This is a genomic window from Haloarcula quadrata, from assembly GCF_003634715.1.
GTDB lineage: Archaea > Halobacteriota > Halobacteria > Halobacteriales > Haloarculaceae > Haloarcula > Haloarcula marismortui.
Genome location: NZ_RBWW01000002.1, coordinates 64,034 through 85,296, shown reverse-complemented (window position 1 = coordinate 85,296; position 21,263 = coordinate 64,034). Strand labels below are relative to the sequence as shown.

15 protein-coding genes and 9 pseudogenes are annotated in these 21,263 nt (G+C 54.4%); 9 read left to right on the top strand and 15 right to left on the bottom strand.

The features are described from left to right. Nucleotides 1-58: 58 nt before the first annotated feature. Nucleotides 59-1,532: pseudogene (gene tnpC, locus BDK61_RS17615) on the bottom strand (IS66 family transposase). Between the two features lie 1,892 nt (nucleotides 1,533-3,424). Here tnpC and BDK61_RS17605 point away from each other — a divergent pair. Next, nucleotides 3,425-4,075, top strand: coding sequence for a metallophosphoesterase family protein (locus BDK61_RS17605; RefSeq protein ID WP_121303996.1), 651 nt, complete (start codon nucleotides 3,425-3,427; stop codon nucleotides 4,073-4,075). A 408-nt stretch (nucleotides 4,076-4,483) separates the two neighbouring features. On the opposite strand, the gene BDK61_RS17595 is transcribed toward BDK61_RS17605, so the two are convergent. Both BDK61_RS17595 and BDK61_RS17590 read right to left on the bottom strand, forming a co-directional pair. Beyond that, the gene (locus BDK61_RS17595; RefSeq protein WP_121303995.1) at nucleotides 4,484-5,062 is read right to left on the bottom strand and encodes a type IV pilin; all 579 of its coding nucleotides are present in this window, start codon (nucleotides 5,060-5,062) and stop codon (nucleotides 4,484-4,486) included. Nucleotides 5,063-5,157: 95 nt separating this feature from the next. Continuing rightward, nucleotides 5,158-5,865, bottom strand: a pseudogene (locus BDK61_RS17590) (IS1595 family transposase); the annotation flags it as partial. Between the two features lie 33 nt (nucleotides 5,866-5,898). Between BDK61_RS17590 and BDK61_RS17585 the strand changes: the two are divergent. Further along, nucleotides 5,899-7,044, top strand: a complete 1,146-nt coding sequence (locus tag BDK61_RS17585; RefSeq protein ID WP_121302321.1) for an ISH3 family transposase — start codon at nucleotides 5,899-5,901, stop codon at nucleotides 7,042-7,044. Between the two features lie 174 nt (nucleotides 7,045-7,218). Here BDK61_RS17585 and BDK61_RS17575 read toward each other — a convergent pair. Together BDK61_RS17575 and BDK61_RS17570 are read right to left on the bottom strand one after the other, a co-directional pair. Beyond that, nucleotides 7,219-7,422: pseudogene (locus BDK61_RS17575) on the bottom strand (transposase); the annotation flags it as partial. 762 nt (nucleotides 7,423-8,184) lie between these two features. After that, a complete protein-coding gene (locus BDK61_RS17570) occupies nucleotides 8,185-8,730 on the bottom strand; it encodes a GNAT family N-acetyltransferase (RefSeq protein WP_275040188.1) in 546 nt (181 codons plus the stop codon). Nucleotides 8,731-9,007: 277 nt separating this feature from the next. On the opposite strand from BDK61_RS17570, the gene BDK61_RS17565 reads away from it, so the two are divergent. Both BDK61_RS17565 and BDK61_RS17560 read left to right on the top strand, forming a co-directional pair. Further along, entirely contained in the window at nucleotides 9,008-9,442 is a 435-nt protein-coding gene (locus tag BDK61_RS17565; RefSeq protein ID WP_232508582.1) for a hypothetical protein, read from the top strand. Between the two features lie 116 nt (nucleotides 9,443-9,558). Beyond that, nucleotides 9,559-9,900: a VOC family protein gene (locus BDK61_RS17560; RefSeq protein ID WP_121303994.1), complete on the top strand. Its 342-nt coding sequence runs from the start codon at nucleotides 9,559-9,561 to the stop codon at nucleotides 9,898-9,900. Between the two features lie 2,268 nt (nucleotides 9,901-12,168). Here BDK61_RS17560 and BDK61_RS17545 read toward each other — a convergent pair. After that, nucleotides 12,169-12,780, bottom strand: coding sequence for a hypothetical protein (locus tag BDK61_RS17545; protein WP_011225071.1), 612 nt, complete (start codon nucleotides 12,778-12,780; stop codon nucleotides 12,169-12,171). A gap of 131 nt (nucleotides 12,781-12,911) precedes the next feature. Next, nucleotides 12,912-13,382 carry a hypothetical protein gene (locus tag BDK61_RS17540; protein ID WP_004966527.1) on the bottom strand — a complete coding sequence of 157 codons (471 nt, stop codon included), beginning with the start codon at nucleotides 13,380-13,382 and terminating at the stop codon, nucleotides 12,912-12,914. A 494-nt stretch (nucleotides 13,383-13,876) separates the two neighbouring features. Here BDK61_RS17540 and BDK61_RS17535 point away from each other — a divergent pair, with 494 nt between their 5' ends. Then, entirely contained in the window at nucleotides 13,877-14,269 is a 393-nt protein-coding gene (locus BDK61_RS17535; protein WP_049939204.1) for a hypothetical protein, read from the top strand. A 267-nt stretch (nucleotides 14,270-14,536) separates the two neighbouring features. Here BDK61_RS17535 and BDK61_RS17530 read toward each other — a convergent pair whose 3' ends face one another. The 6 genes and pseudogenes from BDK61_RS17530 to BDK61_RS17505 all read right to left on the bottom strand — a co-directional run. Continuing rightward, the gene (locus tag BDK61_RS17530) at nucleotides 14,537-14,983 is read right to left on the bottom strand and encodes a hypothetical protein (RefSeq protein WP_121303993.1); all 447 of its coding nucleotides are present in this window, start codon (nucleotides 14,981-14,983) and stop codon (nucleotides 14,537-14,539) included. A 374-nt stretch (nucleotides 14,984-15,357) separates the two neighbouring features. Next, nucleotides 15,358-15,633, bottom strand: a pseudogene (locus tag BDK61_RS23085) (hypothetical protein); the annotation flags it as partial. 18 nt (nucleotides 15,634-15,651) lie between these two features. Then, nucleotides 15,652-16,197: pseudogene (locus BDK61_RS17520) on the bottom strand (IS4-like element ISHma1 family transposase); the annotation flags it as partial. Nucleotides 16,198-16,202: 5 nt separating this feature from the next. Continuing rightward, nucleotides 16,203-17,168, bottom strand: a complete 966-nt coding sequence (locus BDK61_RS17515) for an IS1595 family transposase (RefSeq protein ID WP_121302811.1) — start codon at nucleotides 17,166-17,168, stop codon at nucleotides 16,203-16,205. 67 nt (nucleotides 17,169-17,235) lie between these two features. Continuing rightward, nucleotides 17,236-17,979 (bottom strand): annotated as a pseudogene (locus tag BDK61_RS17510) (IS4-like element ISHma1 family transposase); the annotation flags it as partial. A gap of 111 nt (nucleotides 17,980-18,090) precedes the next feature. Then, nucleotides 18,091-18,270, bottom strand: a pseudogene (locus BDK61_RS17505) (archaellin/type IV pilin N-terminal domain-containing protein); the annotation flags it as partial. Between the two features lie 20 nt (nucleotides 18,271-18,290). Here BDK61_RS17505 and BDK61_RS24370 point away from each other — a divergent pair. The 4 genes and pseudogenes from BDK61_RS24370 to BDK61_RS23565 all read left to right on the top strand — a co-directional run. After that, nucleotides 18,291-18,413: pseudogene (locus BDK61_RS24370) on the top strand (radical SAM domain-containing protein); the annotation flags it as partial. A gap of 258 nt (nucleotides 18,414-18,671) precedes the next feature. After that, nucleotides 18,672-19,523, top strand: coding sequence for an IS5-like element ISHma10 family transposase (locus BDK61_RS17495; RefSeq protein WP_121301968.1), 852 nt, complete (start codon nucleotides 18,672-18,674; stop codon nucleotides 19,521-19,523). 193 nt (nucleotides 19,524-19,716) lie between these two features. After that, nucleotides 19,717-20,115, top strand: coding sequence for a hypothetical protein (locus BDK61_RS17490; RefSeq protein ID WP_004966533.1), 399 nt, complete (start codon nucleotides 19,717-19,719; stop codon nucleotides 20,113-20,115). A gap of 150 nt (nucleotides 20,116-20,265) precedes the next feature. Continuing rightward, nucleotides 20,266-20,409 (top strand): annotated as a pseudogene (locus tag BDK61_RS23565) (hypothetical protein). A gap of 149 nt (nucleotides 20,410-20,558) precedes the next feature. On the opposite strand, the gene BDK61_RS17485 reads toward BDK61_RS23565, so the two are convergent. Both BDK61_RS17485 and BDK61_RS17480 read right to left on the bottom strand, forming a co-directional pair. After that, complete coding sequence (locus tag BDK61_RS17485; RefSeq protein WP_004966534.1) at nucleotides 20,559-20,885, bottom strand: DUF7521 family protein; 327 nt, start codon at nucleotides 20,883-20,885, stop codon at nucleotides 20,559-20,561. Then, the gene (locus BDK61_RS17480; RefSeq protein ID WP_232508581.1) at nucleotides 20,885-21,250 is read right to left on the bottom strand and encodes a winged helix-turn-helix domain-containing protein; all 366 of its coding nucleotides are present in this window, start codon (nucleotides 21,248-21,250) and stop codon (nucleotides 20,885-20,887) included. Before BDK61_RS17480 ends, BDK61_RS17485 begins: the two co-directional genes overlap by 1 nt. Nucleotides 21,251-21,263 lie beyond the last annotated feature (13 nt).

Below are 21,263 nucleotides of genomic sequence, written 5' to 3'. Positions count from 1 at the left end.
GTATCCCAGAACCTCCCTCACGAATTATCAGTGCAGAGTCTGCTGTATAAGTATGTGTTTACCCTGTGGATTCAACGACCGGTACAGCGCGAGCTCGTGAGATCATCTCGTTGTCCCGAACGACTCGCTTGAGTTCCTCATAGGGATTGCGTCCCTGCTGGCTCCACGTTGCCAGCAGGGAGAAGAGGGTTTCGTGGACGAACATTCCGCGGTCGTTCCGGAGTGTCCCGATGATTTTCCGAAGAACGACTGGTTCACGTAGCGCGTTTTCCGCAGCGTTGTTCGTCGGCGAGACCGCTGGCTCACCGACGAAGGTGAGCCAGTGGTCGAGGCCTCCTTCGATCTTCCCGAGTAGTGTTGCCACTGGTCCGTCGGGGACCGACCGCTCAATCAACGATTCGAGTTCTCTCCGCGCGACACGCTGTAATTCTGCCCGCTCGCGCAGTGTCAAGTCGCTCTCCAGCTGAGTCTGGAGAGCGGCATACAACTGTGTGAGCGCTCGGTAGATCGGTTCGCCTTCTTCCTGCTGTTCGGCAGCATCCTCGGCCTCCCGGAGAATGTGCGCCCAACACCGCTGGAGTTTCTTGCTGAAAGCTGGGTACGCTGTCCACCCGTCACAGATAATCGTTCCTGCGAAGTCCTCCCCGAGGACTTCCGCAGGAACATCGTGGCCACGACTTTCCCGGACGGCGTACAGCGTGTGCTTGTCCGTTCGGAACGTCCAGAGCCACGCTTGGTCTCCGTCGCGCTTGATTCCCGTTTCATCAACGTTGACCACGTCGGCCTGTTGAATCTGTCTACGTATCTGCTCGTACTCCGAGCGACCGGCGCGCGCTGCGCGCTCGGTCGCATGCCACGCGGACGCGCCCGAAAGGTCCAATCCGTGGAGTTGGTTGAAACGATCAGCGATCTTTCGGTAGGGAAGCCGGTGATCGTACCGGGAAAGAGCCGCCTGCGCGATGACGTTCACCCCGAACTGCCCCTCATCGGGGCAGTCGGGGTGTGATGCCACCGTCTCGGTTCCGCACGAGTCGCACTCGTAGTAATGGCGGTTGTACTGGGTAGCTTCCACAGGCTGCGGATCAGGAATCTCTTCGACGAGTCGCGGGCTGACGCCCTCCGACTCATCGAACTGCTCACCACAGTCAGGGCAACAGTCACACGTGACTTCGACCTCCTCATCTGGATCGGGTGCAGACCGCCACTCGGGATTATGGCCGGATTTTCGACCCGGTGTCCCGCCGTCAGTACGAGGTTCTTCGTCGTCCTCGTCGGATGAAGACGAGGACGACTCCTCAGAGTCAGATTGTTTCTGACTGGAGGGGGTGTGCGGTCCTTCGTGCCAGCGAAGTTTGGCTCTGAGCCGCTTGTTCTCTTCGCGGAGGTGTTGATTCTCCTGTTCAAGCTTCTCAACACGATTTTTGAGCGCAAGAAGTTCCTCACGCGAAACCTCAACGCTGTCATCTGAGGAAGTCACGCGACTGCACTCCCCAAAGCAGACGACACGGGATGGTCTCTGTCAGAGAGACCATCCCTCACAATCGCCTTTGTCGCCTGCATTGACCTACTGGCAGGTCAGGGGCAATCTACGAGAGAGTACCGAAATCGTTCTGGGGGTAAACCGATGCGATTTAGCGACCTATCCCGACGCCGTCTAGTGATTCAACAGAGCCGTTTGCGAGGAACCTATGCAGCCTGCGAGGGCTTGCACGTGTGGTGGTTGTGGTGATGCTAGTCACAGCGAGCGGATGTAGTGCAATCGGGAGTTTATCCAGTGAGAATGAGGAGCTCCCATCAGAGGATGAGGCAACAGACCGCTACGCGTCGGTAAATGCCGTCAACGCAACAGTAACTACAGTCCAAACCCGGAACAACAAAACAGCCACAATCGTCACTCAAAAGCGGGAACGAGTTGGTTCGTTTGCGTATTTTGAACGAGTGATGTCGGTTAATAGAGCAGAGGAGATGAGACAACCACGGGTTGGTGAAGGTGGATTTATTATTGCGAACGGATCAACGCTTGTTTCCTATGATCCAGAGTCGAATGAGCTTCATCGAATGTCATTCCAGACCGATAATAGCTCTACAGAGGCGACGTATCCAGAACTCCTCGCCGCTGCGAAGAATAACCGCCCTGTCCCTCAGCCAACGGCGACACCGGGCATTTCACCCCTGCCAGTAGTGCCACAAAAAAACGAGTCTGGAGAAAACAGTTCGTCTGCGTATCGTGGCGGGAATGTGACAGTCCTATACAATGGGACAGAATCGATTGACGGGCGAGAAGCCTATCGGCTAGAGCTAGCTCCGGCCAGTGAAGATATGTCGCTGCGGTCACAGACGCTGTGGCTAGATACTGAGTCCTTATTTCCAATCAAACGACAGACAGAGTTCGTTGCCTATGGTGATGACTATGAGTATATAGTCACATATCGGAATGTAACGTTCAATCCGACATTCGAACCTGGAACGTTCCAACTTGAACCACAAGAGATTCCGGACGACGCACAACAAATTCAATTTAATAACTACGAGTCGCGAGCAGCGCTGGCCGACGCTGCTTCACTCCCAGTACCAGACCCGAACATGCCAGCAGAATTCGAGTTAGAAGTTGCTTCACACCGCACATCTGATCCCGAAGTGGCGACACTCAGGTATGAGGCCACTGGCAATGACACCCAGTACAGGATTTGGATTCTCAACGGGACACAGAATACGACTACGGGAGTGCCCGTGCAAGTGGGTGAGTTTGAGGCAAGGCAAACGCGTACAAACAGGACGGTACGCATTAGTTGGTCGGTGGATGGGACCACCTATTACGTGAGCAGGTACCCAGCCGACACAGCCAATAATAGCACGCTACGGCGTGTTGCACGCTCGGTTGCTAGAACTACGTGACAGCCATCTGATTTGATATGTCGCTATCTCAGTCTTTGCAGCCACTCATAGGTCACGGTCAGCCGTTTAATTAGAGCGCCACACAGTCGTAGCTGAACGAGGTGGGTCCTGTGTTAAAAATGTTCCAGACAGGTTATCTAGATGCAGGCGTGGCACTTTCGACTGTGGTCAGATGACCAGACATCTTCTCGATTCACAAAACCGACTTCAAGATGTGTCTTGTTGAATTGAAAAAGTCCGATGGCAGCGACAGAGCGGTTGGCCAATTGCTCAGATACGTTGGTTGGACCCGTGAGCACCTTGACAGCCTATAGAATGCCAGTGAGGCTGCTAACAAAGGCCAATTGACCGTCAGTGAACCAACTAAGAAACTGGAATGGGCATTATCACCCCGCTCTAGACCACACACATCGCCAGTACAATGTTGATGTGAAGCTCAGAACACCAGACTTAGCTGTCGACCAATGATCACACGCCGATGGCTGGCCCGTAGGTTAATTACGGTCCACATGTCAAATTTAGGAATGCGATGACCGAGGCGACGCGCATCGGGTTGCTCTCCGATATTCATGCCAACGCTGTTGCATTGAGGGCGGTCCTTGACGATATGGAACCTGTCGATGCACTCCTCTGTGCCGGTGACATTGTCGGCTACGGGCCATCGCCCCAGGCGTGTCTAAACATGGTCAGGGACCGAAGTATCCCGACCGTCGTGGGAAACCACGATCGCAATGTCGTCAGGGGGATGACTTGGGAGTCTGGCGACGAATATGCTCGTCGAGTCCTTTCGACGGACGACCTCGAGTGGTTAGAGGATCTTCCCCGCGAACTCCAACTGTTCGACGAGCGACTCAAAATCGTGCATGACCATCCTGACGAGCAAGACCGATACACAGAACCGGCTGACTTTTCGCCAACACTCCTTGAGGACGAGGATGTCCTCGTTTTGGGCCACACGCACATCCAACACGCCGAGACATTCGATGACGGACTCGTGATCAACCCCGGCAGTGTCGGCCAGCCTCGTGACGGCGATCCAGATGCTGCATATGGAGTCGTCGATTTATCCGACCTGTCTGTCGATCTCTGTCGGGTTCCATACGACATCGAACGCGTCCAACAGCGTATCGAAGGGACTTCGATTTCTGGCCGGAATGGAGAGCGACTGGTGTTCGATTAGAGGGGGAAGGAACCGAACGCCCCGCCACCGATGACTTACTGGCAAGCACTGATACGCTCCAGCAGACCGGTGTGTCAGTATTCGTCTCAATATCACCCAGATACCCAACGATGGACGGGAACGACTTTAGCCCGGGACGGCGAGTCCGTCGAACATCTCATCTAACGACCAGCACATCGGCAGAACATACACCACGGCCCACGCTCAACCGACTAGTTTGTGAACTATATGCAGTTAGCTAGCCAACTGTCGAGGCAATTGCACCACCAAGGCCGATTGGGAGGCGGGAGAGCAACCGTCACAGATGACCTTCTCGACTTGCCACGGGTTGGACCCCCTGCCAGCAACAGTGAAACGTAGCTAGTATTCCCATGGCGGGAAGCCGCTCCGTTCACAGCGCAGAGGATATCATTGAGCTGTCAGTTCTGTATCGATCATCACCGTATTTGTGGGCGAATGGACTACCATGACTTCGATCGTCTCGCCAGCAGCCAGTGAACACGCGCCATTGGTTATTCGAAACTCGAAGGACGACCCGGCAGCAAACGTGTTTGTCGTGTCTTCGTGGAGAACACCTGCATCCCAAGATTGACCGACTGTTCCCTCACTAAGCAGGTCTTGGTTACCTTGGAAATTCCCCTCATCGAACGGGAAATACGTCGGCGTCGACGCGGTCCGCGTCGTCGGAGCAGGCAAATTAATGAGTCTAGTTGCTTTCCCACACGCCCTGACAACGAGTTCCATTTCAGACACTGCAACGGAGTCACCGGCGATATGTGTAATTCGGACGATTTGATCATCTGCACCGCTCCTGTCGCCAATAAATTCCGCAGTAGATTGTCCGACCACCGGGCCGGCATCGTTTAGATCATCGGTTACCCCCAGAGCAAGGACGGAGATCGTTGTTCCAAGAATCACGACAGTTGCTACCAACAAAATGGTTGAAACAACTGGAGAGACAGCGCGCGGCGACTGTGGGATCTCCATACTATACTCTCAGCATGTTTCAACGGGAATAGCTATTGGAAGCAGTCATGCAATTCCTGTATTCTCTACGCTCTTGTGAAGCACGTTGTTGATTTTTAGAGGGCGGCGTCGATAGCATGTTTGAGCGCGTCGTCACCTGGTTTTCTGTAGAGTTCACAACGGAGCTGAAACGCTCTGAGATACGGCGTTAGCTTGTCTTTTGACACTCCTCGGTGGGGTGAGAGCCACCGTCGCGTCAGCGACGCGTGGCTCTCGCAGGTGTTGACGTGAACGTCGCCGTCAACGTATTCTCCGTCGCCGTGGACGACGTATTCACGGGTGAATGCGTCGTCTTTTTCGAGCGGTTCGTACGCTCGAAATCCGTCCGTATAGACGGTCAACGACTCCTCGTCGTGGTCAGCAAGCAGGAGTCGAATGGTCGATTCGTCGGCGGATTTCGCTGGCACGACGTAGCGCTCGTCCGAGCTACGATCGACCAGCGTGAACACCGGTGGTTTGTCGCCGTTGTACGACCCTCGTCCGCGTGTGGATAAGCCACGCGAGCGCGACTCTTGGTCGCGCTCGCGGCCTTTGAGACCGGCAGAGACGTACACTTCGTCGATTTCGACCGGTCCAGACAGTGTGATCGAAGGCGCGTCGAGCGCGCTGGCGAAGCGCTCGACGCGCCGTCTCACCGTTCTGTACGAAAGATCGAGCTCCGCCTCGATCTGCCGAATACTCGTATTGAACCGTAAGAACACGTAGATCGTGAAGTACCACTCTTTCAGCGAAAGCTTCGAATGAGCAAAGATCAGTCGATCACATCGGGTTAGAGTAAGCGTCTGCTTGGAGAGGATGTGCAGTCAACCCAAGCAGACAGCGAGATAGAGGAAGAGCACCTGCTTAATTTTGTCGTCAACAGTCTCGAAGAGGAGCTCACGGTAGACCTCGACGAGAACGTAGAGGTCACGACAGAGACATTGTGCGAGGTCCTCGCCGGCGCCAGCGCCGGCGGGACCTCAATCAACCACGTCTGCGAAACGACTGACGACTCACCGCACGCCAATACCGTGCGTGGACATCTTACCGATCAGTTTGAGCTTGATTCGGTTGAGGCGGTTGGAGACACACTGTTACAACGAGATGCGCTTGCGACACTGCCAGATCGACCGGTGGAGGTCTGCGCAGACCTCCACCTCGATCCCTACTACGGTGATGAGGACGAAACTGAGGCTCTGTACTCCTCACAGGCCAAGCGTGGAACAACGACGTTTCACGCCTATGCGACGCTCTACGTGCGCGTACGCAACAAGCGGTACACGCTGGCGGTTCGCCAGCTCGTCGCTGGCGAAACCACCAGCGATGTCCTCGCCGAGTTCCTGGAACTCCTTGACGGCCTTGACCTCGGCGTCAAGGCCGTCTACCTTGATCGGGGTTTCTACAACAGCACCTGTCTCAAGCTGCTGTACGCGCACAATTACGCCTATGTGATGCCGATCGTCAAGTGGGGTGAGACGATTCAAAACAAACTCAGCGAAGGCTGGAGCCGCGAGATCGAACACGATCTCGCTGGCGAGGTGGAGTTCCCTGTGTTCATCGACTGCGTGTACCAGCAGGGACGGTACGACGAACACGGGGTGGCGCGTCACGGCTACGCCGCTGACGCGCCCTTTATCGACACGCCACGAGATGCACGAGAGCACTACAGCAAGCGCTTCGGCATCGAATCAAGCTACCGATTAGCCAAGCAGAGCCTCGCTTTCACTAGTTCTCAGGATGCTGGACTGCGGTTGGTAATGTTTGTAGTGAGCCTACTGCTTCAGAACAGTTGGCGATATCTCCACTGGAGGTACGTGGCGGCGCCCCGCCGTGGGGGCCGCCGCCTCTTGCAGTGGTCGTTCACGGAGTTTTGCGAAATGACGCTCCGCGCAGCTTGGACAGCACTTGGTGTCCGCAGGACTGTTCCAGCGAACCAGCCACTTGACGACCGGTTCTTCCGGTAGCTGTCCATCTGTCCGGACAGCGGTCGTCAGTGGTGACACTGTCGCGTCGGCGGCAGTCCGCCGCCGACAGCGACGGTCCATCCCGAAAATCATGCTCACTAGCGGTTCGAAGATGCTCCACAGCTAGTTCGGTTTGGTTCACCGTCATCAAACGGGGTTACGCGGCTGTCGATGTGATCGACTGAAGATGGTGCCGGTCTTGTCGTTGAACGTCCGGCCGCAATTCTTACACAGATACCGCTGATACTCCCGATAGCTGCCGTTTCTGACCGTCAGGTCAGAACGGCAGCGGGGGCACTCGACGCCATCACGCCAGCGAACCTGCTGCAACAGGTCCGCTGCAGCCGATTCCGACACGAACCGGCTTATTGGGAACATATCGGGCACCGCTGGCGCGGTGCCCTTGCCCTCTTCGACTTTCAGCCACAGTTCTCGCTATCAACAATCTACTTCGCAAGAGCGATTCTCTAAAACATAAAGTGGTATAAGACGAGATACGCCGCAGTAACGTCTGGAAAACCGAAATCTGAAAGAGAGAACTATCGCTGCTATTTATAAGAAGCAAGCGAATGATGGAGAAAATTTATATCTACAACTTCTCTTCTTCAGATCGCTTAGTTCGCAACCGCCCAGTGAGATGGACGGATGCGAATGCTGCCTACGCGGCCCCGGAAACCACAGCTGCGAGGAAGAGCAACATAACCACAATCCGCAGTGCGGTATGAGAGCACTCAAGCATCAGCTTGAGTACCCGGAGGCGGCGTCGAACCTGTTCCGAAGTCAATTCGTGATCGTTGCTACTCATTTTTTATGGCTTTCAGCATCGGAGGAGGTCAACCGTGTTTTCCGGCCCCTCCGGGCCTGCCGCCAGCTGAGACGGATGTTCTTACTATTTTAGCCGTAACTGCTTGTTTGTAAAGTATACTAATACTTCGTCCAATAGTCAGTTTCATCTGATTGTCAATAACATACCAAGTAAAATTGACGAGATGAGATTGGGTGATTATGGCAAAAGGAAGACAGCCTCAGTATAGATTGAACAGAACCAGTGAATAGCGAAACCACGGTTTGAAAAAGGAATTTACGGCTGTATAATCGCTTGGCAGAGAGGGTGAGAAGTATTACATGACACGCTGCTGCTTAGAGCAACCTGGACATCCGGTACGTCATTCCTGATGAGTTGACTAGGGAGAATCCTGCCCGATTGTAGAACTGCTGTTGGTATCGTTTTCTTTTCTCAACGGAGAGCCAAACGTATGTTACACCAGCCTGTTCTGCATGGCCGAGCCCAGCGGCTATCAGGTCACTTCCGATGCCTGCTTGCTGATAATCCGGATGGACAAATATCATGAGTTCGTGCCGGCCCGTTCCGTCGGGTACGAACCCAATATGGCCGACAATTTTGTTATTAACAGCGGCTACAACATGTATTCCGTCAAGGGCGTCAGAGAGCCATTCGCGAATAGCTTCAACGCTACGTGGCGGAACGCCCTGTGCACGTTGTGTTGGGTCGAAGTCGTCGTACATTGTGACCAGTGAATTGCGGTCACTTTCAGAATATTGACGAATCTGAACTTCTCGATCATTGGCATCAGTGACAGTCACGGGTGGGACAATGGGTCTAATCCGACGTGGTCGAAGACTGGCGGTGAGTGTCCGGATACTGTTCAGCAGTCGCGTGACCATGGTCGCCTCTTCTGGATCCTCAGTACTCATTGGATTTCGAAAACCTCCTATTTTTTCTCCAAAATAGGTGTATCTTCATGATTTCTTACGGCTAGTAGTAAACATCTGGCTCAAATTATATAAGTTCTTTGTGCGAATATTCAAATAACCTTCAGAAGAGGCCTTATCGCTAATAATTCATAGATAAACGCTGTACGCTCCTCATACTCTGGGTTGTCTACAGGCCCTACGCACGTCCGAACTTGACTGACACTCTGATCGTCATATCCTCCCGCTAGTGTACCAACCACTGACACTAACTCGCGTCGTGTCGTGGGGCTTTTCGCCGGCCATTCCACTGTTGATTATTGGTGCTTCGGTCGTCCCTGGTGCAACAGTTAGCATCCAGTTCTTCGAACTGATTTCGACTGCACTACTTGTCGTCCTGTTTATTTATATGCTGTTTGGTCTGTGGGCCTACAAAAAACATCCATTGCTGTGGCCGGTGTTTCTGGTATTGACACCACTGGCCGTTGTCCTCCATGCAATCGGGGCTGCATGGGGTGTTCTTAGTCCAATCGAGGAGTTTGAGGTCACAACGAAAGTCGCACCCGAGACCATCGAAGAGGTCAACCCAGAATTGAGCGAGGGCGCGATTGCCGCTCATGATGGAGAGGACCGTCTCGTTCGGGACTCAACTGACGAATTCGATACGGAACTGTTCAAAGATTAGCTGTTGGTTACAACTTACAATAGATCTTTTCTCTGTCAAAATCGGTAACAATTGTCGTTGACAACAGGTGTTTTGACCCTGTAGAATGACTGATATGCATGGAAAAGCTATAATTTATTACCTTTGCTTGTACTGATGCGGAACGACTGGCGGAGTTCTGGTCGGAAGCTCTTGATGGTGAACGACAGGACCTTCCGGGATCGCTTGATCCAGAAATTGTTGAGCGTCCTGGCGGTAGCCCAAATCTGCTGTTCAAAGAACAACCGAAAGGAACGGAGCGCGACCTCCCCATCCATCTTGACTTGGCAACCCAGAATCGTGAGGAGACAGTTGAACAACTCCGTCAGCTCAGGGGATCCGTCCGTGAAACCAAGACCCAAGCGTACGAAACGCACACGGCAACTTGGACGGTAATGGAAGACCCAGAAGGAAACGGCTTCTGCGTGAGCGAATATTAACAATAGCTGGGGTGACAGCGGCTTTGTCAGTTATGTATACGTGAGATATTTGCGGTCAGAACCAAACCAAGTACTCACCAGATGGAATAAATTGCGCAGCTGTGCTGCATAGATCCTCTATATGTTGCGCTGTCTTTTGTAGCCATCTTCATGCGAACATTTTCTACTCGGATCACCACCGCAGTAAATCAGCTGTGAATGGTTTTATGGCAGGATAGTTTGCTGTCTGCTGGGGTTGGATATCCTCCGACGAGTATCTAAACATATCACTTACCCGTGTGCGTACCCAAGTTTCACGTGCTCTGCTTATTATGGTCCCCGGAGAACCACTGCAGGACCCGTCGGACAAACATGAGGAATATCCGCCGATCCAGTGTGATGCATGTCGGTCTGCACTGGAGTCACCCGATGGGATGCCGTCGTTCCTGCTCATTGACCAGCTAACGGTTCCGCTCGTTGGCTGTACTGATCACTTAAAACAGTTCAAGTCTGTTTGTGGATACACGACTACAGCCACCGCTGAAATCCTAAATCACAGGCCCGCTGGCGGCGTGAGCTGCCCCAGTTGTCACCTCGCACCGTACAACCCACAGCAACCGGTGATTCAGGTTCAGGATGGGGCCGTCGCCGTGCTCGCATGTCCAGAGCACCAATCTGAGATTATCACTCGGTTTCACGCAGGACTGGACACGCAGCAACGGCTGACAGCACAATTTGACGCCTCATCATAGTGTGACGCAGGCACGGTCAGTGTAGCGTGACCGATAGGCTAGTAGAAGGACAACTGCGAAGAGAGTGATTAGCAGACCGCGCGACTTGGACATGACGTGGCTCCGGTGGTGGTGATTTTGTGGAGTGGTGCCAGCCAGATTCCTGAAACACTGTTCCTTGGGCGATTGTTTCCGCCCATTGGTGTGTCCTCTTCGGCACTGCCATGCTAGCAGCAGCAATTATGTTACTCTGTGCAGCACTGGGCCTTCTGGCACAGGGCGTACAGACGCTCGCGAAGCATGTATACACGTGGCGAGCGTGGCTGGGACGTTGCGCCACACGGTGGTGGGTCGCTGGTCAGCGGTCTTACCCGATATCTTGAGGCGGCAACTGTACCGTCGAAGAGCGCAACCGAGTGCGGCGTGCAGCGCGGGCGATCTGGAATAAAGTGGGACTGAGTTGGTTGATGCACTCGGCAAACAAGATACGCGTTCGTGTAACCCAGTGGTGAAGAATTACCACACTGTCGTTAGAAGCGACTGCATGGACACCCGACGGAACCTCTACGTCGCGGCATTCGTTGGTGCATCATTATCGTATATTTTCAACGTGCTTGCGTTCACTGGTACCTTCGATGTGTTCCGTTGGTTCGTGTTCGCTGTCGTTTTTCTCGGCTTTACGTTTGGGTTTGAGAAGTTCATCGGGTGGCAGACTAGATAACAAGAGCCTCGATTGGGACGAGTTGGCACTCAGTGCTGCAGACAACTTCTGTGTGTATCACACCACTCCTGAAGGTATCGAATCGTTCCCGAGGATGCTGTGCATACAGAGCGCGAGCCCTGTAGTATGTCGCCTCCCGCCTCCTGCAGCACAATCGCGTAGCATAGGAAAGGTCGTTTTACTGGTATCACGTTGAAACATCCTTTGTATCGTGAGCAGGAACGCGTATCGTATGGTCCCCTATATTAGCGAGACGCTGTTTAATGAGCCACAAGGCCGTCCACTTGCACTCGTTCAGTTTGGCGTGTCGCTCACCTTCTTATGTATGTTCGCGTGTACCGCAAGCACCGGCGGCGCAGGCGATGCTAGATGGATATTGGTTCTCGTCGTCGGAACCGCGCTGTCCGGAACCGCAGAGTCTCTCCCCAAGAATCGGCGACAGGCGGCGGGTGTACTCCGTTTCGCGGCAATTCTCGCCTTCGGAATTTTAGTCGCTGCTCCGTTCATCGGTTTTAGATTCATTATTGGAGGATAACCGTCCGTATTGTTGCTCTCTGTGCTGAGCTTCCCCGGCGAGCGTATTGTTATTGGAGAGATAATTCGAAGTGTTACTCTCCACCTGCTTTCCTGCAATCTATTTCAGGCAAATATCCTCCTGTTACGCACTCTCTGGATCGGTCGCGCTGTTACTGGTAGGGGTAGTATAGGTGGGAGCGCGCTATACAGCAGAGTCGCATGACTACGAAGTAGCTATTGATCGGTACAGGAGCGCACCGTCTCCAATCAAGTCGTTCACCTAGAACAACTGCTCGGTAGGCGTGTGTATCCTTTAGTCAGTCACGCATCCGTGATCATGAACGTCGTCGAGATTGTGCTCCCTCCCAATCCGAAGAACGCGAAGCGATACTCGCCCGGTTCGAGGGCCGAGCAGACGTGATAGGCTGGGTTGTAGCCGTTTTGCCGTTCCAATCCGTCGTTGGTGGCCGTGAAGGTCCACCGAAAGCCACCGCCGGGGTACACGCGGACGCCTAAGTCTGTCCAACCGGCTTGGCTCTCTGTAAAGTAGATCGGTTCCCACCCGTCGTGCTGCCGGAGAATATTGTATTTGTATTTTTCTCCGATCCCCCGCGGATTGTCTCCGATATTTGTGAGTGTGAATGTAATGCGCTCACCGATAGTGACGACACCCTTCGATGCCGTCAGTTCGAATCCATTGGCCCGGTCTGAGTAAGAGTCACCAGCGGCGCGGGATACCGGGCGTGGGTCATCGTCGCAATCGATTGGGTCGGGTGGTGTCGTCATCGGTAATTCCCGTATTTGCGACTCAGGAGTCATCTCTGTCCCTGTCTTGCTGGGTGTTGGGGTGAGGTCTGTTGTTGTGTCGGAAGAACACCCTGCCACCAGCGAGAGGCTACCGGTGACAAGCGCGAGGGCTTGACGGCGGCGCATACGTCAGTTGTCTGGCCAAATTGGTAAATGCTTTCTCTGGATCTCGTATACCCCAAAAGCCACAGTGTAGGCCAGACTTGGTCGTGGCCGAACCCGCGGTCAGGTCGAAACTAGGACTGCAAACGGACACGCTACCGATCATCAGCTCGTACGTCGGCTTCCCCATTCAACAAGCGAAACGCCCCGCGCATTAACAGGATGAGCCCAACAAGCCCAGCTATGTAGCCGAGTACATTCACGAAGCCACAGAGCTTGCATCTTGAGGCGGTGAGTATACTGTATATCGTCCCGTTCTTTTTGACACGGGCAGCGGCCACTGTGTCACCCGTTGGATAGTCGAAATCTGGCGGTGACTGATACACCCTGATAAATCCATCAGCACGCAGTCCTTGGTCGAACACGTCCTGACCCCCCTCTGAAAGGTTAGTGTACCTGAGCACCTCGGCATCGGGAGGAACTTCTGATTCATCCTCCTCCGTGACGAGAACTGGGTGCGCCGTATCCGGGGCAACGAAAAGGAGTAGACCAGCTATGATGAACGCTGCTACAGCAATTATAATGAGCGCGCGGCCACTGAATCGAAATCCTGCTGGTGTGCCCATTTTAGAGACTGTCTGAAATAGATCAGAGAGCTATTTTCAGTATCTTAATTCGTCAAGCGAGGTAGTGATTTCATGTCCCGTGCAAGTGCGTATATTCTTTGTGGCATCGGTGGCTCTCGCAGGGATGATGGCGCTCCTGCTGTCGATTAGCGCGGATGTCTTCGGCTTCCAGATCGCTATTTTGCAGCCGTCGAGAGCGGGTAGCGTAGCCTTCGCTCTGGCAGTAGCTGGATTCGCAAATGTTTCTCTTGGCGGAGACTCAAATTCGGGCTGAGACACTATGCACATTCAGCACTCCAAGCTGACGAGCAGAGTCGGTCGTCGAGATGCATACGATCTGACTATGTCGCCAGCACTCGTCTGTGATGGATTCACAGATGGATTTTTTATGCGTCTACTAACATGACAGGCCCATGGAAAAGTATGATTCTATCGAAGAATATATTTAGACGCTATCGGGGAGACTCGATGAGTTTGAACAGTCGACGACGACGGTGGACGACCAACAGGCGACGGTATTTCACGACCGCTCGCTATCGATCTCAAAGTTTGGATTAGTCGACACCGTATTCGTGGTCGGCACGGCGGAAACAGCCTCTCAGGCACAGGCGTTCAGTGAGGCTAGCTTCAACTACGGCCTCTCCCTGAAATCGAAACTCCTGCGGGGATTAGGCGGCAACCTCGTCGTCTATCCGGTCATTGTTAGCGAGACAGGTCTCATCGATTGGGTCCAACAGTATGACCCGAAACACTGGTCATCCTTCGAATTTCCAGTCATCATTGACCCGACTGAGGGCACCGTCGATTACTACGAATCGACGCCGTTGTGGGGTATAATCTATTACAAGGGCTTCAGGCAGACGGCTGAGACGATTCTTAAACCATAGACTCCTCATCGACAGACGGCTGGTGAAATTGTGGACCAGAGTGCTTTCTGGTTAGCTCTCTGGATTGAGTGCTCAGTGTCATCCATAATCAGTAACTCTCCAGTACTGACCCCTTCAGTAGAGTGTGCGCGGTCAATGGTGTGGATACTGCGTACTGTGGCCGGTCGGAAGTTCGACTGAGCGGGTCACTGGTTGGCCGAACTGCTCGGGTACTGAAAAGACGGTCTCTAAGGGAATGAGTAGGGAAGCGAATTTCAGGTGTCCGCTTCACCCCCACCGAAGCCATCGAATCCCAGTAATGCCCATCGCAATCCCAGTGAGGAGGAAGGGGCCTATCTTAATGTAGTCGAAGATGTGACCTGCCGATCCGCTCGTCATCACCTCGTATATCGTTCCCTCGCTCTGGACGTAATAGAAGCCAGTATCATCGGAGTAGTACCATTCCGGTGGCCGGTTTTCTTTGCCGTGAACAGTATAACTGCCCTCGTTAGCCAAGGCCTCTCGGAATGCTGATTTCGCTTCTGGCGACAGATCACCGACCGGAGTGACGGTTTTACTCTCTGGCACTTCGTCGGCTTCGACGGTTCGCGCAATACGATGTGTCGATTGTGCCCCGCCAGGGTGAGGGACCAGAATAAACCCGAGTACAACGATAATGAGACTGGCGATAACGAGAGCACCACCGGCAGGTTGTCGATTGTTTGTGGAGGGCATCGATGGCACCTGTCAACGACGAGTGACAATATCCTTCCGGTATCCTCAGGCGTGGAGCGTAGCGCCATGCGTACCAGAAGGCGACCCGTGCTGCCCGTACAAAAGCGGTCTGAGCGAAACTAGTTTACTTCACAGCGAGACTGAACTTGACCCACTGAGGGTCTGTGGGACAGTTAATTGAATCTCGGTGGTTCCACCAGTCGGTGTGGTAATTCGTATCGTCGCCAAGTCACCCTCTGCAAGCGAGTTACCGAAGTTGCCTATGTTAGTTCCACCGACGCTAACATCGAACGGGGCGGCTCCGATGTCGAGCGTTATCTTGAGCCGGTCGGCGCGGTCGTTCAAGACTGGCCGCGACCCGTCGCCGTCCTAGATTATCGTCGTTCCGAACGTTCCGTCTGTGACACCACCCGATTGGCTCTGATGGACCAGACTGTACAAGCCTGATGAATCGACCCATTGATAGTCGTCTCAGACAGATCGATATTACCGACGCCCGGCGCTCGACTCACGCTGATGTTCACGACGCCAACACGGTCTTCGCCGCTCACAGTACCGATCTGTCCGGTTGCGGAGGTTACCTGTAGCCGGTTGGTGACTTGGTCAGAGCTCTGTTGCCCTGTCTGTTCGGCGCTTGATTGAAGAAATCCGGCCGCATTCGTCTTTAGCTAAGACTCACACCTCGGTTGTGTAGCGGTAGCGAGCGTCTCTTGTAAGATCGGTCGTTGTTGGTGGATCTTCTGAGCATCCTCGATCAGCCGCTCCAGCAACGGCGGTGGCGAGTAGCCGAGGTACTCACCGAGTTCGTGGAGGATGAGCTGGGCGTGCGACCGGAAGGTCGCCGCCCAGCGTTCCGGCGGAAACACGATCTCATCGTCGGCCTGCTCGGTGACCAGATCCAACAACTCTCGGCTCACCAGCAGTGACAGCAACGCAGCGTATAGTAGAATTTTCACGACATCAGGGTTGTTCGTGTCGAATTCGTCCAGTTCGTACTGCGTTTTCAACTCACGGAACAACGTTTCTACCTCCCATCGACACCGATACAGCGTCGCTAGATCCGCCGGGAGAAACTCCTCTCTCGGCAGATTCGTGATGTACAGGTGGTAGTCGTCGGCGTCCTCGTTGCGGACGCCGACGACGCGAAACCGCTTCGTGTCCAGCGACCGAGTTCCCTCGTACTGGCCGCGCTTGAATTCTGCTTCGGCTCTTACATAACTCAGCGAAACACGTTGACGACGAAGCAGTCAAGAAGGCCGTGTAGTGGTGCTCCAGCGAGGTTTAACGTCCGTACGAACCCGTAGGTTCGGACGGACTGCTCCAATCCAGGCTTGGAGAGGCCGCGGAACTTCTGTAGCCATGGATTCACTAGCGACCAGAGGCATTCGACTTGGTTGATGTGGACGCCGTCATCAGTGACAAATTCTTCGGAGTGAACAACGGTCTGCTCGTTCTTGTAGACGAGTGGCGCGTACCCGCGCCACCCGTCGTGCCAGACCTCATCCAGTTTCCCTGAGAGAATCTCTACCTCATCAAGTGCTGGTTTGAGTTCTTCCGGTTGAGCACCTGGCTCGGCGCGAATTACACGAAGTACATCACGACAGGCACCGATCAGCGTCATGGTATCGCCAGGTGCTCCTTCCCACCGTGATCGCCCCCCTTCCCCAGAGCCGCCGCGGGAAAGCCCATCCCGCGGCGGCGTCTGTCCCTTGTAACCAGAGCACTTGTGGCCGGTTTCGTCGATCTGAGTTGGGCCGTCGATAGCGTGTTGGATGCGCTCCCAGACGAGGTAGAAGCCGCGCTGGAAGGCGGCTTCTACCTCTCGAATCGTGGAATGAACCGTGTCGTAGACCGCTTCGAAGAGCTGGGTGATTTGGTGGATGCTGAGAAGTGTGTCGGCATAGAGGACGAACGCAATGACGATTTCGCCAGGAGAGAGAGTGCGGCCTTCGAAGGGCGTGTTGCGGGTGTAGGAGAAGACATAGCGGCAGTTGGTGCACCAGACCCGGGGACTGCCGTCCCCGGACTGGATGGCGGTTTCACCACACTCCGGGCAAGGAGCTTGTTCCCATGCCTGCTTACAGCGCCGCTCGATTTCCTCATCGAGCGGCTCTGGGCGCAACACTATTGACGTGAGCTCAACAATATCCTGTAGCATCCCGCCGAAGGCTGTTTGATTGTACATAGCAACTAGCCTACGGCGGGATGCTGTAATTCTCGGGGTACTGTTTCACTCAGTTCGGTAAGAGCCCTGCTTCCACCTCTACGTCGATGTACTTCCGCGAGAGATCATTGACCACGTCGTGGATCTGCTTGCCCTCCAAGGGAATGGCGCGGCCGCGCCATTCCCGTAATTCCGCCGTTATCACCGGATTTGCGTTCTGCTTCAGCCGACTCACAAAGTAGCCGTCGTTCTCGTCGATCAACGCAAAGCGGCGGTATTTGAAGTACGCCCGATCAAACAGAACCAGTCGTCCTTGCAGCCACGATCCCGTCTTGAACAGCGCGCTGTCGTGCGTTTTCTCATCAGTCACATCGACCCGTTCAATCGTCTGGTCGGTGGCGTTGTGGAGCAGGTGGAGCTTCGCTCCAGCCTGCTCCTCGTGGCGGGCTTGAAACTCATCAGAGAGGAACTCGTGCAACCGCAACACGGTTCCATCAGCGATCATCACGTCCCTGAATCGGTCGATATCAGCGTCAACAGCATCAGGGACAGCGACCTCGTCGAGCGCGGCCTCGACGAGGTCGCGGAGATACTCTGCAAGAGTAGGCGTCAACCGGTGATAGAAACCGCCAGAAGAGATCGGTTCGTCAGCTGTAGCGTTGTAGCAGCGTCTAAACCCAGCGAGTGTTCGGCTCTCGCCTGCGGCGAAGCCGAACACGAGCGCCCACACGAGGACAGGAATCTGAAGCTTGCCCTCTCGCTCGACCACGCCGAGTTCCTCGGCGTGCTCTTCGAGGAACTCGGAGGGAAACAGTGTAGTGAGCCGACGCATGATTCTCGACGAGGAGGTGTCAGTGTGCACAGCGGACTCCTCCTCATTCCTCTCGAAAAGTAGCCTCGATAAGCCGCTGCTGTCACGTGGTTCGTCTCTTAGCTAAAGACAGATGAATCCGGCCGTATTGATCAGAACGCCGGCCGCGATTGCCGCAACGAGTACCATCGCAATGAAAACGATGAGCGTGCCGATACCAACCTGTCCACGAGAACCATCTGGGCCCGCGTCGTAAGCCCTTCCATATAATATCAAACAAATAGAACCGGTATATAATGTTTCCTGCAGCATTTTCACACGTGATACTTCCGACATGCTTCGACGGGCTCGAAGTACATTCCTAGCCAGATGGTGAGCTGGTGCGCTCGGCAAGCGGCCAACTCCGGTCAACGCTCAAGGCAATGCAACAGGCTGTGTCACCGGAGTTGTTCTCATGGCCGGCCCCAACCATGACCGGTGTCTCATTTTTGTGGATGATACAGCAGAGTGGCATTTCGTTGGGTATCCGGAAACGCTTGTCAGAACTGCCCCCGCGAATGAGAACAAAAATTCGATCAGCGGGTCATCACCAAGTTCACTGATCGCTCCCATGATCGAAATTCACTCCATCGTCCTCTAAGCACTCGTGTTCTGGATAACCGGCTCAATTGAATCCACAGACGGCGCCGGGATAGGTCGTTAGAATCACGGGTATGAAGCGGGAGAGTAATGTTATGCACAACACCCTCTTCCGCTTCGTGAAGCAAGTGGCTTCGCTCGCTCAAAAGCTTACTGACGCTGCGCTGATGGAACTGAGTGATCCAGCCGGCAACGGGTTTGCCGGCTGGAAGCACGCAGTCTTGCTCTATCTGCGCGAACACATGAGCGCGGAGTACGAGGAAATCATCGACTGGGCCGAAGAGATGGAACGTGTTCGAGCGGTATTGAATCTTCAACGCGGGGAGTTTCCCGCGCCTTCGACGCTGTGTAAGGCGTTCAAACGGGCATCGATGACTGTCTGGCGACAGCTGCTCCGCCGGTCGGCGGAGCTGCTGGACCAGAATGGTCACGCCGCAATTGATGCCACCTACTTCGACCGTCAGCAGGCATCGTCTCACTACTTGCGACGGATTGATCGTTCCGTCAAAACGATCCAGACGACGTTTCTCGTAGATACAGCTGAGGGAGCAATTCTTGACTTACACTGCAGCACGAAGTGGCCTGACGAAACCAAGATCGGCCCGAAGGTCGCCCTGCGGAACGCGGGCGACCTTCGAAGCTTGGCCGCTGACAAAGGCTATGATGACATGAGCTTCCGTGAGGAGCTTCGAAACGCCGGGATTCGTCCGCTGATAAAGCACCGTGTTTTCGCTCCTTACGATCACGCACACAACGCCCGAATAGACGACGAGCTCTATGGTCAGCGATCACAGACCGAGTCCGTCAACTCCTCAATCAAGCGCTCGCACGGCTCCGCCGTCCGAGCGCGTGACTGGTTCCGCCAGTTCCGGGAGATAACGCTCATAGCCGGCGTTTACAACGTGGAGCAGGCAATTGAACGCTGAAACGCCGAAATTCGCCGGATTCAATTGAGCCGGATAACCATATCTAAGAGTAATACCGGAAACTCAGACAGATAAGTGCATCATCCGCAGCTGTCATTAAATGGCTCTGCCAGCAGGATTTCAGACGGTCTGAGTATCACAACTGGAAATGTGCGAGGTGGATTAATATACACTGAGGTGGCAACGTGTGATCATGGCACAATCGATTTCAGAGTATGTCGAGTATGAGGAGCAAGACGGTGTCGGTGTCTGGTATATTGAGGATATGCCTGCAGCCGTCGAGAGCGGCGACATGGAACAAGCTGAACAACATTATGTTGAAACAGCAAGCGATCCGGAGATGCATAGCGTCGTCGTTGAAATCGGGAATGTAGAAAACGCTAACCGCGAGGTTCTCAACCACGTCAATCAGAACTGGACTGAAGTCTCCGAAGAGTCTGGCGTCAAAACGACTGCATATGTCGCTGATGGGCTGTCACGTCTAGCAATTAGCCAGAACAATGAAGCTGAGAGCGTCACAACCAAAGGATTTGAAGACTTTGACGACGCACTTGAGTGGGCTCAGGAGCAACAGCAGAAGCTCATGGACTAAGACGGTTTAGTTTTGCAGTCACCCTCCATCTGAGATCAGGTTTCACGGTGGTAAGTAGGTATCTTGTCTCGACTGACGGCAGGCACACAAGAGAGGCGTGACTTCGACAGCTGAGAAACGGGTACTCGGGAGCATCAAAGAGTCGAGCGTGTGACGATTGACGAGAAGGTCCGCCAGTGTACGAGCGATATCAGGCGGCTGAAAGCGACGGTGAGCGACGTAAGGTTGCTCTTGAGCTGGGGACTCAACGGATGCCGCCACGTCGACATCTATGTGGCGCTGGAAAACGAGTGAGGAGTCTCACGTTCTACGCTTGCTTGTACAGTGTTGTTCGGGACCAGACGCTGCTTGGTCGCCTCTTCTGGATGGGACCGTTCTCTTGTCGTAAGCTGAATCAGTCTCCGAGCGCGTCGATCCCGGGGTAGTAAACCACTCCAACCGTCTCAGTCGCGCCGATGGAGTGCGTACGCGATGCACACCAGCCCCGCGAACTGGAGTATATTGCTCACTGTCAGGAAATAATCCTGCTGCGGGAGCGAGAGGATACGGAACTGCAGTAGTATTGACCCGACGAACGTGACGGTGTACGTGATGGCGGTCAACAACAGCAGCCCAACTGCGAGATACCGCATTGATGGGTCGCCGTGGCGGTAGAAACTCTGGAGCGATCGGAAGCCGATGTAGAGCCCGACTGCGGCCGAGCCGCTGGCGAAGCCGCTGGCGATAAGCTCGATGACGCGAAAACCGTAGAGGTTCGTCTCGAATACCATCAGAAATCACTCCACAGTCGATGTAATCTGTCAGCTGGGTCCTCATCGGTCTCGGTCTCGATCTCGAAATCGAAGCGACCGTCACGCAGGGAGAAGTGAAGGTCGGTCAACACCGCTGAGTAGACCGAGTCGTGGTGGCCGTCAGGTCGCACCCGCGTCTGTTCGTCGAGGAAGCCGACCGCCTTGAGCCGTTCCACACGCCGATACAGCGTTGACGGGGATGCCTCCGTCCGGTCGGCGAGCTCCTGTACCGTCATCGGCTCGGTACTGGTTGCGGTGAGGATAGCTCTCGCGTACTCGTCGTCAAGGAGGGCAACGACTGTCTCGAGGTCCTGTCCGTCCGTCACTGTATCCCTCGTTGTCATGTCTCGAATATAA